The following is a 14,779-nucleotide window of genomic DNA, read 5'->3' on the forward strand; positions in this document are numbered from 1 at the left end:
CCGATGGTAGTGTGGGGTTTCCCCATGTGAGAGTAGGTCATCGTCAAGATTAAATTCCGAAACCCCAATTGCGAAAGCAGTTGGGGTTTTGTTTTGCCCGCAGGAAAGTCACCGAAAGCGCTTTTAACAAGATAATGGACAGCCGCCACCCAGCGCGCCGCAACCTGATAGGCCGAAGTGAGCCAGCAGCGAGGGAATTAACAGGTGAGTGTCTTTCTGGCAGGCATTAAAAAGCCGGCTTGTGGCCGGCTTCTCGGGGACTGGCTTGGTTCATTTTTGGTAAACCGCGCCAGCCTTCAAAACGTACACCCGGATCTTGCGTCCGGCTGTGGGACTTGGTCAGAGGTTGGTCTGCCGCGTCGGGCGCTATCAGAACCGCAGGGCGGGTCGATGCGCAAATGTGGGGCGAAGGATACTGATTTTTACCGCAGATTCCCAGCCCGAAGTGCGGATTAGAGCTGTCAAAGCATCAGAAATAGCGTTGTGCACTGACGATCATTAGAGAAACGGCACCACCGGCCGACGCTTGCTCAGTGTCGACCACCAGAACACCCAGCCCAGAATATGAATCCGCTGCTCGTCCAGTTGCGCTGCACGGAAGATCTCGTCCGGGTATTCGGCACTGTTGTGGCTACGCAGGCGCAAGCCATTGCCCGGCATGCGATGCAGATACTTGATGCGCAACATCCCGTCGTGTTCGATCGCATAGATCTCGCCATCGACGACCTGAGTCAGTCCTCGATCAATGGCAACGATGGATCCGTCTTCGATTCGCTCGGCCATGCTGTTGCCGATCATGCGTGCACAGATAGCGTCAGAGTGTTTTATTTCAAGTTGATCCAGCTGTGCGCGAAGCAGGCGGATGGATTGATCCGTATCTTCGATGACGTGTGTTTTGCCGGTATCGGTGAGAGGTTTCTCATTGAAAAACACCAGGTCGATGTCGTTGGGATCAATGACCGTATAGACGCCGCGCACAGATTGGGCGTCGAAGGTGTCGCCATTGCTGGCAGGGGCATGGAGACGCGGCGACTCCTTGTGGCCTTCGCCAGTCTTCAGCCATTCGCTGTTCACGGACAGCAGGCGTGAGACCTCTTCCATGCGATACGCCGGGACGCCCCGGGTGTACCAGTTGTGGACATTTTGGGCTTCCGTGCCCCAGAACTTTGCGAATCCCGTGGTGGAGGTGTTCGCTGCTTCCAGGAGTGCCTTGAATCTTGGACCGCTCGTGTTCTTTCTCATAAACACGGAGTCTACGGCCGTGCCAGAGCGGTTTGAATAAACCGAGCGTTCAAAAGCAGGCTGAATTTTACGACGGGATGTAAGACGTTCTTGTGGGAAATTAAACAGGTCACAACAATATCAAGAAAGCGATAAACAGCCTGTTTAAGCGGCTGGCTCACGTCGATAAAAAAACCCCGGATATCCGGGGTTTTCTTCAAGCATCACGCGAGTCGAAGCGTCTTAGCCTTTGTAGGCTGCAACCGACTTTGTGATTGCTTCGCGGGCGGCGTCTGCACCGGCCCAGCCTTCGATCTTGACCCATTTGCCTTTTTCGAGATCTTTGTAGTTCGCGAAGAAGTGCTCGATCTGCTGGATCAGCAGAGGCGGCAGGTCGGTGTATTCCTTAACGTCCACGTACAGCTGGGACAGCTTGTCGTGTGGCACTGCGATGACTTTGGCATCGCCGCCGCCGTCGTCGGTCATGTTCAGGATGCCAACTGGACGTGCACGGATAACCGAGCCTGGCGCAACCGGGTAAGGGGTTACAACCAGCACGTCGAGGGGATCACCGTCGTCAGCCAGGGTGTTCGGGATGTAACCGTAGTTGGCCGGGTAGAACATTGGGGTGGCCATGAAACGGTCAACGAACAGGCAATCGCTGTCTTTGTCGATTTCGTATTTGATCGGCGCGTGGTTGGCCGGAATCTCGATCGCGACGTAGATGTCGTTCGGCAGGTCTTTGCCAGCCGGAATCTTGCTGTAGCTCATTGGGCGTTGCCCCCGTAGTTGACCAAAAACACTTGGCCGGATTGCCAAAAAGTGGCGGCGATTATAGGCATATTCTGCCGTCGACGCCATTCACCGAAAGTCCTGAAGGTCGTGCAGACCTTAGTCGTGAGCCTGATAGACCGGGTCGCTGGCCTGAAGTTGCCGCAACCTGCTCAATGGATCCTGACGATAGAAAAGTCGCAACTGCTCATAGACCTGTGGATAAGTCTCATGGAGCAGATCGGGTGCGCTGAAGAAGTACTCACTGGTGACGGCAAAGAACTCTGCCGGATTCTCAGCCGCGTAAGGATCGATCGCGGTCTCGGCGTCAGGATTACGCTCCAGTTGACCGTCAAGATCATCGTAAGCGGCCTGCATCACCTCGGCCCAGTCGCTGACGCGCATGTCCGCGTGCAGCGGTGGCAGGCCATTGGCGTCGCCATTGAGCATGTCGAGTTTGTGCGCCAGCTCGTGGATCACCAGGTTGTAACCTTCCCAGCCACCACTGGCCATCACCCCAGGCCAGGCGAGAATAATCGGCCCCTGCTGCCAGGCTTCGCCGCTGTGTTCGCCATCCCATTCGTGCTCGACGCCGCTGGCATCGCGGTGTCGTTGCGGGCTGACAAAGTCATCGGGATAAAGGACGATTTCGTGAAAGCCCTGATACCAGTTCAGATCACCAAGATTGAGCAGCGGCAATTGCGCCTGAGCGGCGAGCAGCAGGCGTTGTTCCTGATGCAGTTCGACGCCGGGCAGGGCGGTCAGGTGTTTTTCTTCGAGGAACAGGACGCAGGCTTCGCGCAGCCACTGATCTTCGGCAGCAGTAATGCCGTCGAGAAAACTCAGGTGGTGGCGCACCCGTTGCCACATGTCGTCGGCAATCGGGTGCTTGGCGAGGATGCGTCGACGCCGCCAGGCGCTTAGCGACCACATCGCTTAGTGCGATTGGGCTTTGGTGCCGCCGAAACGGGCGCGAACCACGCCAAGAATCATCGGTATCAGCGACAACAGTATGATCGCGACCACCAGCAACGACAGGTTCTTCTTGATGAATGGAACGTTGCCGAAGAAATAGCCCAAGGTCACGAGGCCACCCACCCAGAGGATCGTACCCAGAACACTGAAACCGAAGAAGCGCGGATACGGCATACGCGCAACGCCTGCCACGAACGGAGCGAAGGTACGGATGATCGGTAGAAAGCGCGCAAGCGTTACGGTTTTGCCGCCGTGCTTGTCATAGAAGTCATGGGTCTTTTGCAGATAGTCACGACGGAAGATTTTCGAGTTCGGATTGCTGAACAGCTTCTCGCCGGCCGTTCGTCCGATCACGTAATTGGTACTGTCGCCGAGAATCGCCGCGAGCATCAGCAAACCGCCCAGCAGTACTGGATCCATGCCGCCGCCAGCCGCCACGGCACCGGCGATGAACAGCAGCGAATCACCCGGCAAGAATGGCATCACCACCAGACCGGTTTCGCAGAAAATCACCAGAAACAGGATGGCGTAGATCCACGGCCCGTAGTTGTTAACCAGCAAATCGAGATAAACGTCGAGATGCAGGATCAGGTCGAGCGGGTTGAAATCCATGGAGGCACCTGTATGGCGGCCCGACTCGGCAGGCCTGTGCGGATAACTTCGTGTAAGCCTACAGCGAGGTGTAGTTTTTCTTACAAGCTGGGAAGCTCGAGATTATACGGCCTGAAACATCAAAAGCGCGTTGGTTTTGTAGCGAGGGATGTCGGTGTGTGAGTAATTGTCAGGGAGTGGATCGCAGCCCCGTAGGAGCTGCCGAAGGCTGCGATCTTTTGACTTCAGAGCTCGTCGCTGATCGGCAACACGTAGTTCTTGAACTCGGTGTCTTCCTTGAACCCAATCGATTCGTAGGTTTTCTGCGCCACTTCGTTGTTGCTGCTGGTGGACACGCGCATGCGCACAGCCTGGGTTTCCTTGGCCATCTTCTTCGCAGTGCGGATCAGGTTGTCGGCGACCAGTTGGCGGCGGGCGTCTTCGGCGACGTAGATGTCGTTGAGGATCCACACGCGCTTGAGTGACAGCGATGAAAAGCTCGGATAGAGCTGACAGAAACCCATGAGCTTTTTGTCGTCATCATCGGCCAGCGCCAGATAAATCACCGATTCCTTGCGGCGCAGGCGTTTTTCGAGGAAGGCGCGGGACGAGTCGGGATAAGGCAGGGAGCCATAAAACTCGCGGTATTTGACGAACAACGGCGTGAGCAAATCGAGGTGTTCAAGGGTCGCTTGGATAATCCGCATGTCAGGTCTCGTCCTTCAAGTGGCTGTCTTCACGTGTTGTGACGGCGACGGTAAACCCTGGCGGCCGTGCATCGATCCTGCCTCAAACAGGATCAGAAACGCAATGCAGAAACGGTTCAGTTTGGCGGCGGATCCAGTAGGAAGTTTCCTTTCATGTCCTTATCAGCGTCCGACTCCAGCGTCTGAACTTGCGCTTCATCCTTCAGGTTGACCCCCGACAGCTGCCGCCGGCACGCTTCGCGCATCAGGTACAGCAAGCGATGCGCCGCCATGCCATAGCTCAAACCCTCCAGCCGGACATTGGAAATGCAGTTGCGATAGGCATCGGTCAGACCAACTTTTGGGTTGTAGGTGAAATACAGCCCCAAGCTGTCCGGCGAACTGAGCCCCGGACGCTCACCAATCAGCATCACCACCATTTTCGCGCCGAGTAATTGCCCGATTTCATCGCCGATGGCGACGCGGCCCTGTTCCACCAATACCACCGGGGCGATTGACCAGCCATCGCCGCTCATTTGTTCTTCCAGCCGGTTGATAAACGGCAGTGTGTGGCGATGCACTGCCAGTGCCGACAAGCCATCTGCGACGACAATGACCAGATCGACCCCGCCGGGGTGCGCGGCCAAGTAGTCGCGAAGACTTTGCGCCGAGTCATCGCTGAGTTTGCGTCCCAGATCCGGGCGTTGCAGGTAGCTGTTGCGATCCAGCGCCGCACTGTGAAGCAGCAAACTCTCACGCCCTCGTTCACTTAATTGCGCACTGAGCCCCGCGTGATCAAACGGCAAATGCACCGCATCTCGCGCCTGAGCGTGAGCAAACTGGAAATCCAGTTGCGCGCTGGTCGGCAGACTGGTGCCGGTGCGGCCAAGGGCAATCCGCGCCGGGGTCAGGCGGCGCAGTTCCAGCCAAGGGTTTTGCGGATCGACGGGCGGTTTATCCATGCGACTCATCCCAGTTGCGCCAACGCCTGGCGGAAGGCCGGCGGCAGATTGTTACCGAAGCGAACCTTGCCGTCCGCCTGCGTGAAGATGCCCATGTTGGCCAGCCATTGTTCAAATTCCGGGGCTGGTTTCAGGCCTAGTGTCTGGCGAGCGTAGAGCGCGTCATGAAACGAAGTGGTCTGGTAATTGAGCATGATGTCGTCGGAGCCAGGAATGCCCATGATGAAGTTGATCCCGGCGACACCGAGCAGAGTCAGCAGGGTGTCCATGTCGTCCTGATCGGCTTCGGCGTGGTTGGTGTAGCAGATGTCGCAACCCATCGGCACGCCGAGGAGCTTGCCGCAGAAGTGGTCTTCGAGGCCGGCGCGGATGATCTGTTTGCCGTTGTAGAGGTATTCCGGGCCGATAAATCCTACGACGGTGTTCACCAGAAACGGTTTGAAATGCCGTGCCACGGCGTAGGCTCGGGTCTCGCAGGTCTGTTGATCGACACCGTGGTGAGCGTTGGCCGACAGCGCGCTGCCTTGACCGGTTTCGAAATACATCAGGTTTTGCCCGAGGGTGCCGCGATTAAGGCTCAGGCCGGCGTCATAACCCTCCTGCAAGACATTCAGGTTGATACCGAAACTGGCGTTGGCCGCTTCGGTGCCGGCAATCGACTGGAACACCAGATCCAGCGGCACGCCCCGGTTGATCGCCTCGATCGAGGTGGTGACGTGGGTGAGCACGCAGGCTTGAGTCGGAATGTCGTAGCGCTGGATGATCGCATCGAGCATTTCCAGCATCGCGCAAATCGAGGCGATGCTGTCGGTGGCCGGGTTGATGCCGATCATCGCGTCGCCATTGCCGTAGAGCAGACCGTCGAGAATGCTCGCGGCGATGCCGGAGGGTTCGTCGGTCGGGTGGTTCGGTTGCAGACGCGTAGACAGGCGCCCGCGCAGGCCGAGAGTGCCGCGAAATTTCGTCACCACGCGGATCTTCTGCGCGACCAATACCAAATCCTGCACGCGCATGATTTTCGACACGGCGGCGACCATTTCCGGCGTCAGGCCGGGGGCGAGATTGCGCAGGCTGGTTTCATCGGCGGCGTCGCTGAGCAGCCAGTCGCGGAAGCCGCCGACGGTGAGGTGGCTGACCACGGCGAAGGCCTGTTTGTCGTGGGTGTCGATGATCAGTCGGGTGACTTCATCGGATTCGTAGGGGATCAGCGCTTCTTGCAGGAAATGCGTGAGCGGGATGTCGGCCAACGCCATTTGTGCCGCCACGCGTTCGCCATCATTGAGCGCGGCGACACCGGCGAGGAAATCTCCGGAGCGCGCCGGGCTGGCCTTGGCCATGACGTCCTTGAGGCTGTCGAAGCGATAGGTCTGGGCGCCGACGGAATGGGCGAATGCGGCCATGGGCGGTGTCCTCCAGTAATCGATTAACCCCTGTAGGAGCTGCCGCAGGCTGCGATCTTTTGATCTGGCTTTTAAAAGATCAAAAGATCGCAGCCTTCGGCAGCTCCTACAGGGTTCCAGCACAGTGCCTGAATGGGCGCTGTGCACTTTTATATGTCAGCTAGATACCTTCGAGCATAGCGTCTGTCGGTGCATCGGCGCGTTGCTTGGCGGTTAACTGGAAATACAGATAGCCAGCGGCCATAAAGCCAAGGAACACACAGCCGATCAGCGTGTTGAACCACGCCATCGCCACCAGACACACCATCGCCAGAAACAGTGCAATCGCCGGCACCACCGGATAACCCGGCGCACGGAAGGTGCGTTCCAGGTTTGGCTCGGTTTTGCGCAGTTTGAACAGGCTGAGCATGCTGATGATGTACATCACGATCGCGCCGAACACCGACATGGTGATCATCGCGGCGGTCAGGGTCATGCCTTGCAGGTTAACCAAACCATCGCTGTAGATTGCCGCAATGCCGATCACGCCACCGGCCAGAATCGCCCGGTGCGGGGTCTGGAAGCGCGAGAGTTTGGCCAGCCCTTTAGGCAGATAACCGGCGCGGGCGAGGGCGAAGAATTGTCGCGAGTAGCCGAGAATGATCCCGTGGAAACTCGCCACCAACCCGAACAGGCCGATCCACACCAGCATGTGCATCCACGAAGAGTTATTGCCGACCACGGCTTTCATCGCCTGCGGCAGCGGATCGTTGATGTTCGACAGCTGACGCCAGTCGCCAACGCCGCCAGCCATGACCATCACGCCGATGGCCAGAAACACCAGGGTCAGAATGCCGCTGACGTAAGCCTTGGGAATCGTCCGTTTCGGGTCTTTCGCCTCTTCGGCGGCCATCGCCGCGCCTTCGATGGCGAGGAAGAACCAGATCGCGAACGGTATCGCCGCGAAGATCCCGGGGATCGAGGCCATGGTGAATTCGTTGGAGCCCGACCAGCCATTCAATACAAAATTACTGAAGCTGAAGCCCGGCGCCACCACGCCCATGAATACTAAAAGCTCGGCAACGGCCAGCACGGTGACCACCAGTTCGAAGGTCGCGGCGATGCTGACGCCGAGTATATTCAGGGTCATGAACACGAAATACGCGCCGACCGCCGCGATCTTCGGATCAAGCTCTGGGTATTGCACATTTAGATAGGCGCCGATGGCCATGGCAATGGCGGGGGGCGCAAAGACAAACTCGATCAGCGTGGCGATGCCGGCGATCAATCCGCCTTTCTCGCCGAACGCCCGACGGCTGTAGGCAAACGGCCCGCCGGCGTGTGGGATAGCGGTGGTCAATTCGGTGAAGCTGAAGATGAAGCAGGTGTACATGGTCGCGACCATCAACGCCGTGACCAGAAAACCCAGGGTGCCGGCGGTGCCCCAGCCGTAACTCCAGCCGAAGTACTCGCCGGAAATCACCAGGCCGACGGCAATGCCCCAGAGGTGCAGGGTGCCGAGTGTGGGTTTGAGCTGTGTGGTTGAAGTCATAAGTCCTCGCTGTCTTTTTATTGTTCGATTTTTTGGACTTTCGGGTGATGCGGTTGGGGTGGATGGGGCTGTTCACGCAGCGGCAGTTTTTCTGCAAATCCTGAATGACGGGTACGCAAGGGCCGTGCCAGAGCGGCCAGGCATGTTGTGGGTGGTGTTATTGAGGACGCCATCGCTGGCAAGCCATGCTCCTACAGATCCTGCGTAACCCTGTAGGAGCAAAGCTTGCTCGCGAACGCCGTTACACGATCAAAAGTCAGGTTTAGAAGAAACCCAACGGATTGATGTCGTAGCTCACCAGCAGGTTTTTCGTTTGCTGATAGTGATCGAGCATCATCTTGTGCGTCTCACGCCCCACGCCGGACTTCTTGTACCCGCCAAACGCGGCATGCGCCGGATACAGGTGGTAGCAGTTGGTCCACACACGACCGGCCTTGATCGCGCGGCCCATGCGGTAGGCGCGGTTGATGTCGCGAGTCCACAGACCGGCACCGAGGCCGAACTCGGTGTCGTTGGCGATCGCCAGCGCTTCGGCTTCGTCCTTGAACGTGGTGATGCTCACCACTGGCCCGAAGATTTCTTCCTGGAACACGCGCATCTTGTTGGTGCCCTTGAGCAGGGTCGGCTGGATGTAATAGCCGGTCGACAGATTGCCCTCGAGTTTTTCCACCTTGCCGCCGGTTAACAGCTCGGCGCCTTCGCCCTTGGCGATTTCCAGGTACGAAAGAATCTTGTCGAATTGTTGCTCGGACGCCTGTGCGCCAACCATGGTGTCGGTGTCCAGCGGATCGCCACGTTTGATTTGCAGGACTTTCTTCATCACCACGGCCATGAACTCGTCGTAGATCGATTCCTGTACCAGTGCGCGCGATGGGCAGGTGCAGACTTCGCCTTGGTTGAAGAACGCCAGCACCAGACCTTCAGCGGCTTTCTCAATGAACGTCGGCTCGGCCTGCATGATGTCTTCGAAGAAGATGTTCGGCGACTTGCCACCCAGTTCCACGGTCGACGGAATGATGTTCTCTGCCGCGCATTTCATGATGTGCGAGCCAACCGGGGTCGAGCCGGTGAAGGCAATCTTGGCGATGCGTTTGCTGGTGGCCAGTGCTTCGCCGGCCTCTTTGCCATAGCCCTGAACAATGTTCAGCACGCCCGGCGGCAGCAGATCGCCGATCAGTTCCAGCAACACGGTGATGCCCAGCGGGGTTTGCTCGGCAGGCTTGAGTACCACGCAGTTACCGGCGGCCAGCGCTGGTGCGAGTTTCCACGCGGCCATCAGGATCGGGAAGTTCCACGGGATGATCTGCCCGACCACGCCCAGCGGTTCATGAATGTGATACGCCACAGTGTTGCCGTCGATTTCGGCAGCGCTGCCTTCTTGGGCGCGCAGGCAGCCAGCGAAGTAGCGGAAATGGTCGGCGGCCAGAGGGATGTCGGCGTTGAGGGTTTCGCGGATGGCTTTGCCGTTGTCCCAGGTTTCGGTGATCGCCAGCAATTCGAGGTTCTGTTCGATGCGGTCGGCGATTTTCAGCAGGATCAGCGAGCGCGCCTGCACGGAAGTGGAACCCCATGCATCGGCTGCGGCGTGAGCGGCGTCCAGTGCCTTGTCGATGTCTTCGGCAGTGGAGCGCGGGAATTCGGCAATCGGTTGGCCATTCACTGGCGAGGTGTTGGTGAAGTACTGACCTTTGACAGGCGCGACGAACTCGCCGCCGATGTAGTTACCGTACTTGCTCTTGAACGAGACTTTGGCGCCTTCAGTACCGGGGTGAGCGTAACGCATGATGATGTTCTCCTTGGCTTTGTACTTATTAGAGAAACGCGCAAGTGCGCTTGCTATAAGCGTAGAGCAAGGGTCGGGCCACTGCCGCGCGGAGCCGTGAAATCAAGGGGTTGGCAGGTTTTTGTCGGACGAGCGGAATGGCGCTGTGACGCTATCGGTACAGGCGGGGTGACAGTTTGTACCGCTTTTGGCACAGCCTGTGACCGGGCAGTCTTGCCAGCATTGCAATGGTGCGTGAGCTGGAGGATGCTCAACCCACAGCAACCCCTGTAGGAGCTGCCGAAGGCTGCGATCTTTTGATTTTGCTTTTTTGCAGATCAAGATCAAAAGATCGCAGCCTGCGGCAGCTCCTACACGGGGAATATGGAGAACAATAAGAAATGCACGACAATCATTTGAGTCGCCATGCCCAGCAGGTTCTCACCGTCAGTCAGGGCAAACCGCACCTGCACGGGCCCGGTGCTGATCCGTCGATCGCCCGCTCGTGGCTGCGCTGTCTTGAGGACTATCACCTCGACCCGGCGCTGACCATGGCGCCGACCGTGCTCGAACACGGACGTGTCCTCGAAAGCCGCGAACGTCTGCAACAAGTCCTGCAAATCGCCGGCAATGAAATGAGCAGCCTCCATCAACAGCTTTCCGGCGCCGGCCACGCGGTGTTGCTGACCGACGCGCGCGGGGTGATCCTCAATTGCGTCACCGCACCCGCTGAACGGAAGATTTTCGAACGCGCCGGTCTCTGGCTCGGTGCCGATTGGAGTGAGGCTTGTGAGGGCACCAACGGCATCGGCACCTGCCTGGTCGAACGTCAGGCGCTGACGATTCATCAGGACGAACACTTTCGCGGTCGCCACACCGGCCTGACCTGTTCGGCGAGCCCGGTGTTTGATCCGCATGGCGAACTGCTGGCGGTGCTCGACGTGTCCTCGGCCCGTCACGATGTCTCGCGGCAGAGCCAGTTCCACACCATGGCGCTGGTCAATCTGTCGGCGAAAATGATCGAGAGTTGCTACTTTCTGCGTTGTTTCGATAACCAATGGTTGCTGCGTTTCCACTTGCAGGCCGAGTCGGTCGGGCTGTTCAGCGAAGGTTTGCTGGCGTTCGACGGCGAAGGGCGGATCAGCGCGGTTAATCAGAGTGCGCTGAACCTGCTCGGGCATATTCGCGGCGGGCTATTGGGGAAACCGGTCGAGGCGTTTTTCGATTGCTCGCTGGATGAGTTGCTCGGCCGCGCCAGCGCGAATGCCAGCGCCAGTTGGCCGCTGCGCACCCGTGACGGGCGCCATCTGTTTGCTGTGTTGCGCGGTGAATCGCGCAAACCCGCGCCGATCATGCCGCTGGCAAAAATTGTCGAAGCGCCGCGCCTGTCCGGGATCTGTCTGGGTGACGCCGCGCTGCAAGCGGATTTCCGCAAAGCACTGCGCGTGTTCGAGCGGGATGTGCCGCTGCTGATCAATGGCGAAACCGGTTCGGGTAAAGAAGCCTTTGCCAAAGCTGTACATCAAGCCAGTCAGCGCTCGGACAAAGCTTTTGTCGCGCTCAACTGTGCGGCGATTCCTGAAAGTCTGATTGAAAGCGAGCTGTTCGGTTATCGCGGCGGCAGCTTTACCGGCGCAAGAAAGGATGGCATGCGCGGCAAGTTGCAGCAGGCCGATGGCGGCACGTTGTTCCTCGATGAGATTGGCGATATGCCGTTGGCCTTGCAGACGCGTTTGTTGCGGGTGCTGGAGGATCGACAGGTGGTGCCGATCGGTGGCGAACCGGAATCGGTCAACGTGCGCATCATCAGTGCGACGCACCGCAATCTGTTGGCGCGGGTTGAGGACGGCAGCTTTCGCGAGGATTTGTATTACCGCTTGAACGGGCTGGAAGTGGCGCTGCCGGCGCTGCGTGAACGCAGTGATAAATCGCAGCTGCTGGATTTTCTGCTGGCTGAAGAGGCGGGCGGTGAAACGATCCTGATCGAAGAGCCGGCGCGGCAGGCGTTACTGGCGTTCAACTGGCCGGGGAATGTGCGGCAGTTGCGTAATGTGTTGCGCACGTTGGCGGCGTTGTGTGATGAGGGGCGGATCGGGGTGGACGATTTGCCGGCGATGATTCGGCAGGTGCGCCCACCAGTGGTGGAGTCCGCTCTGTCCGAGCAACCACTTGAAGATGCCGAACGATTGGCGTTGCTCAGTACACTGGAGCGCACGCGCTGGCATATGACCCACACCGCCGAGCAACTCGGCGTGAGTCGCAACACCCTCTACAGAAAGCTGCGCAAACACGGCATCGTCCGAACTGCATAAATCCCCCTGTAGGAGCTGCCGAAGGCTGCGATCTTTTGATCTTGTTATTTTCAAGATCAAAAGATCGCAGCCTCGTTGCACTCGTCAGCTCCTACAGGTGGGGTAGTGATCGTGGTGGTGGGTGATGGTGATCACCTAAAGAGTGCGATTTCCCCCTCCCTACGCTAACCTGCGGCCATGTTTTACGAGGTCGACTATGCACATTCATATTCTGGGTATCTGCGGGACTTTCATGGGCTCGATGGCGGTTCTGGCCAAAGAGCTGGGCCATCACGTGACCGGCTCCGACGCCAACGTCTATCCGCCGATGAGCACGCAGCTTGAAGCCCAAGGCATTCAACTGACGCAAGGTTACGACCCGGCGCAACTCGATCCGGCACCGGATCTGGTGGTTATCGGCAATGCCATGTCGCGCGGCAATCCGGCGGTGGAATATGTGCTGAACAAAGGCCTGCCGTACGTTTCCGGCCCGCAGTGGCTGGCTGATCACGTGCTGCAAGGTCGCTGGGTGCTGGCGGTTGCCGGCACGCACGGCAAAACCACCACCAGCAGCATGCTCGCCTGGGTGCTGGAACACGCCGGCATGAGCCCGGGTTTCCTCATCGGTGGCGTGCCGCAGAATTTCTCGGTATCGGCGCGACTGGGCGGCACGCCGTTCTTCGTGATCGAGGCTGACGAGTACGACAGCGCGTTCTTCGACAAACGCTCGAAGTTCGTTCACTACCGCCCGCGCACCGCGATCCTCAATAACCTTGAGTTCGATCACGCTGACATCTTCCCGGATCTGCCGGCGATCGAGCGGCAATTCCATCACTTGGTGCGCACCATTCCGAGTGAAGGCCTGGTCATCCATCCGACCACCGAGCCTGCCTTGCAGCGGGTGATCGAAATGGGTTGCTGGACGCCGGTGCAGACCACCGGTGCTGGCGGGCAGTGGCAGGTCAAACTGTTGAGCGAAGACGGTTCGGCATTTGAGGTGATGTTTGAAGGCGTGTCGCAAGGCACTGTCGAGTGGGAACTGACCGGCCAGCACAACGTTGCCAACGCCTTGGCGGCTTTGGCAGCGGCGCGGCATGTTGGCGTGGTGCCATCGATGGGCATTGCCGGTTTGAGCGCGTTCAAAAACGTCAAACGTCGTATGGAGAAAGTCGCCGAAGTGCGCGGCATCACCATTTACGACGACTTCGCTCACCACCCGACGGCCATCGCTACGACCCTCGACGGCTTGCGCAAACGTATCGGCGACGCACCGCTGATCGCGATCATCGAACCGCGCTCCAACTCGATGAAGCTCGGCGCCCACCGTGACGGCTTGCCGGCCAGCGTGGTCGATGCCGACCAAGTGATCTGGTACGCCCCGGCCAACCTCGGCTGGGATCTGGCTGGCACCGCCGCGTTGTGCACCGTGCCGTCGATTGTCAGCGATTCGCTGGAAGGCATCATCGAACGCGTGAAGAGCCAGGCCCAGCCCGGCACGCACGTGGTGATCATGAGCAACGGCGGCTTCGGCGGCCTGCACGGCAAACTCGCCGAGGCGCTGCAATGAACACTTTTTCGCAGGGCAACGGCCCGGAGCGCATCACGCTGGCGATGACCGGCGCCTCGGGCGCGCAGTACGGTTTGCGCCTGCTCGATTGTCTGGTGCGCGAAGATCGCGAAGTGCACTTTTTGATCTCCAAGGCTGCGCAACTGGTCATGGCCACCGAGACTGATGTCACGCTGCCGCCGAAACCGCAGATGATGCAGGCGTTTCTCACCGAATACACCGGGGCGGCCGCCGGGCAGATCCGTGTGTACGGCAAGGAAGACTGGATGTCGCCGGTGGCTTCGGGCTCTGGCGCACCGGCGGCGATGGTCGTGGTGCCGTGCTCGACGGGCACGTTGTCGTCGATTGCCACGGGCGCCTGCAACAATTTGATCGAGCGCGCTGCGGATGTGACGTTGAAGGAGCGTCGCCAGTTGATTCTGGTGCCGCGTGAAGCGCCGTATTCGAGCATTCATCTGGAGCACATGCTCAAACTGTCGAACATGGGCGTGACCATTCTGCCGGCGTCGCCGGGTTTTTATCACCAGCCGCAGACGATTGATGATTTGATCGATTTCGTTGTGGCGCGGATTCTCAATCTGCTCGGTATTCCGCAGGACATGCTGCCGCGTTGGGGTGAGCATCATTTGAGCAGCGATGAATAAGCTGCTGCTGATCGGACTGGTGGTGTTGCTGACCGGGTGCGCCACGGCGCGCACGCTGGATGCGGCGAAACCGGGCGCGCCGGTGGTGTACTCCGGGACGCGGCTGAATTTGTACGCGATGAATGGCGGGTGCTGCGCGATGGATCGGTTCGGGGCTGAGGCGCCGAGCTATCCGGGGGTGGATCTGCCGGGGAGTGCGTTGCTCGATACGCTGTTGTTGCCGTTGTCATTGCTGACGGTGATCGGCGTTAGTTTTCAGGCGACTGGCGGGTTGTAGAAGCGCACACAACCCCCTGTGGCGAGGGGATTTATCCCCGATCGGCTGCGCAGCAGTCGTCGCTTTTAAGATTCTTGGGGGCGCTGCGCACCCCATCGGGG

At 58.9% G+C, this 14,779-nt stretch carries 13 protein-coding genes; 4 read left to right on the top strand and 9 right to left on the bottom strand.

The window, feature by feature from the left end; all coding sequences use genetic code 11:
* Nucleotides 1–498 precede the first annotated feature (498 nt).
* From ACIOMO_RS25930 to ACIOMO_RS25970, 9 genes are all read right to left on the bottom strand, one after another.
* Nucleotides 499–1,242: a helix-turn-helix transcriptional regulator gene (locus ACIOMO_RS25930; protein WP_401244316.1), complete on the bottom strand. Its 744-nt coding sequence runs from the start codon at nucleotides 1,240–1,242 to the stop codon at nucleotides 499–501.
* Nucleotides 1,243–1,464: 222 nt separating this feature from the next.
* Nucleotides 1,465–1,992, bottom strand: coding sequence for an inorganic diphosphatase (gene ppa / locus ACIOMO_RS25935; protein WP_003205933.1), 528 nt, complete (start codon nucleotides 1,990–1,992; stop codon nucleotides 1,465–1,467).
* Nucleotides 1,993–2,112: 120 nt separating this feature from the next.
* Nucleotides 2,113–2,925, bottom strand: a complete 813-nt coding sequence (locus tag ACIOMO_RS25940) for a zinc-dependent peptidase (protein ID WP_053124213.1) — start codon at nucleotides 2,923–2,925, stop codon at nucleotides 2,113–2,115.
* A gap of 3 nt (nucleotides 2,926–2,928) precedes the next feature.
* Nucleotides 2,929–3,579 carry a DedA family protein gene (locus ACIOMO_RS25945; protein WP_400649779.1) on the bottom strand — a complete coding sequence of 217 codons (651 nt, stop codon included), beginning with the start codon at nucleotides 3,577–3,579 and terminating at the stop codon, nucleotides 2,929–2,931.
* 224 nt (nucleotides 3,580–3,803) lie between these two features.
* Nucleotides 3,804–4,265 carry an N-acetyltransferase gene (locus ACIOMO_RS25950; RefSeq protein ID WP_003228592.1) on the bottom strand — a complete coding sequence of 154 codons (462 nt, stop codon included), beginning with the start codon at nucleotides 4,263–4,265 and terminating at the stop codon, nucleotides 3,804–3,806.
* Between the two features lie 116 nt (nucleotides 4,266–4,381).
* Complete coding sequence (gene eutC, locus ACIOMO_RS25955; protein WP_401244319.1) at nucleotides 4,382–5,215, bottom strand: ethanolamine ammonia-lyase subunit EutC; 834 nt, start codon at nucleotides 5,213–5,215, stop codon at nucleotides 4,382–4,384.
* Entirely contained in the window at nucleotides 5,212–6,606 is a 1,395-nt protein-coding gene (locus ACIOMO_RS25960; RefSeq protein WP_053124208.1) for an ethanolamine ammonia-lyase subunit EutB, read from the bottom strand. Before ACIOMO_RS25960 ends, eutC begins: the two co-directional genes overlap by 4 nt.
* Before the next feature lie 160 nt (nucleotides 6,607–6,766).
* Complete coding sequence (gene eat / locus ACIOMO_RS25965; RefSeq protein WP_401244321.1) at nucleotides 6,767–8,137, bottom strand: ethanolamine permease; 1,371 nt, start codon at nucleotides 8,135–8,137, stop codon at nucleotides 6,767–6,769.
* 262 nt (nucleotides 8,138–8,399) lie between these two features.
* On the bottom strand, nucleotides 8,400–9,920 hold the full coding sequence (locus tag ACIOMO_RS25970) for an aldehyde dehydrogenase family protein (protein WP_008083670.1): 1,521 nt from the start codon (nucleotides 9,918–9,920) through the stop codon (nucleotides 8,400–8,402).
* A gap of 380 nt (nucleotides 9,921–10,300) precedes the next feature.
* Between ACIOMO_RS25970 and ACIOMO_RS25975 the strand changes: the two genes are divergently transcribed.
* The 4 genes from ACIOMO_RS25975 (at nucleotide 10,301) to ACIOMO_RS25990 (ending at nucleotide 14,678) form a co-directional block, all read left to right on the top strand.
* Nucleotides 10,301–12,211 (top strand): sigma-54-dependent Fis family transcriptional regulator, encoded by a 1,911-nt coding sequence (locus ACIOMO_RS25975; protein ID WP_401244323.1) that lies wholly within the window; start codon nucleotides 10,301–10,303, stop codon nucleotides 12,209–12,211.
* A gap of 196 nt (nucleotides 12,212–12,407) precedes the next feature.
* Nucleotides 12,408–13,757, top strand: a complete 1,350-nt coding sequence (gene mpl / locus ACIOMO_RS25980) for a UDP-N-acetylmuramate:L-alanyl-gamma-D-glutamyl-meso-diaminopimelate ligase (RefSeq protein WP_008083666.1) — start codon at nucleotides 12,408–12,410, stop codon at nucleotides 13,755–13,757.
* Nucleotides 13,754–14,401 (top strand): flavin prenyltransferase UbiX, encoded by a 648-nt coding sequence (gene ubiX / locus ACIOMO_RS25985; protein WP_401244325.1) that lies wholly within the window; start codon nucleotides 13,754–13,756, stop codon nucleotides 14,399–14,401. Before mpl ends, ubiX begins: the two co-directional genes overlap by 4 nt.
* A complete protein-coding gene (locus ACIOMO_RS25990) occupies nucleotides 14,394–14,678 on the top strand; it encodes a YceK/YidQ family lipoprotein (protein ID WP_159814966.1) in 285 nt (94 codons plus the stop codon). Before ubiX ends, ACIOMO_RS25990 begins: the two co-directional genes overlap by 8 nt.
* Nucleotides 14,679–14,779: the final 101 nt, after the last annotated feature.

This window comes from Pseudomonas sp. NPDC087804, assembly GCF_044742965.1.
Taxonomy (GTDB): domain Bacteria; phylum Pseudomonadota; class Gammaproteobacteria; order Pseudomonadales; family Pseudomonadaceae; genus Aquipseudomonas; species Aquipseudomonas rustica.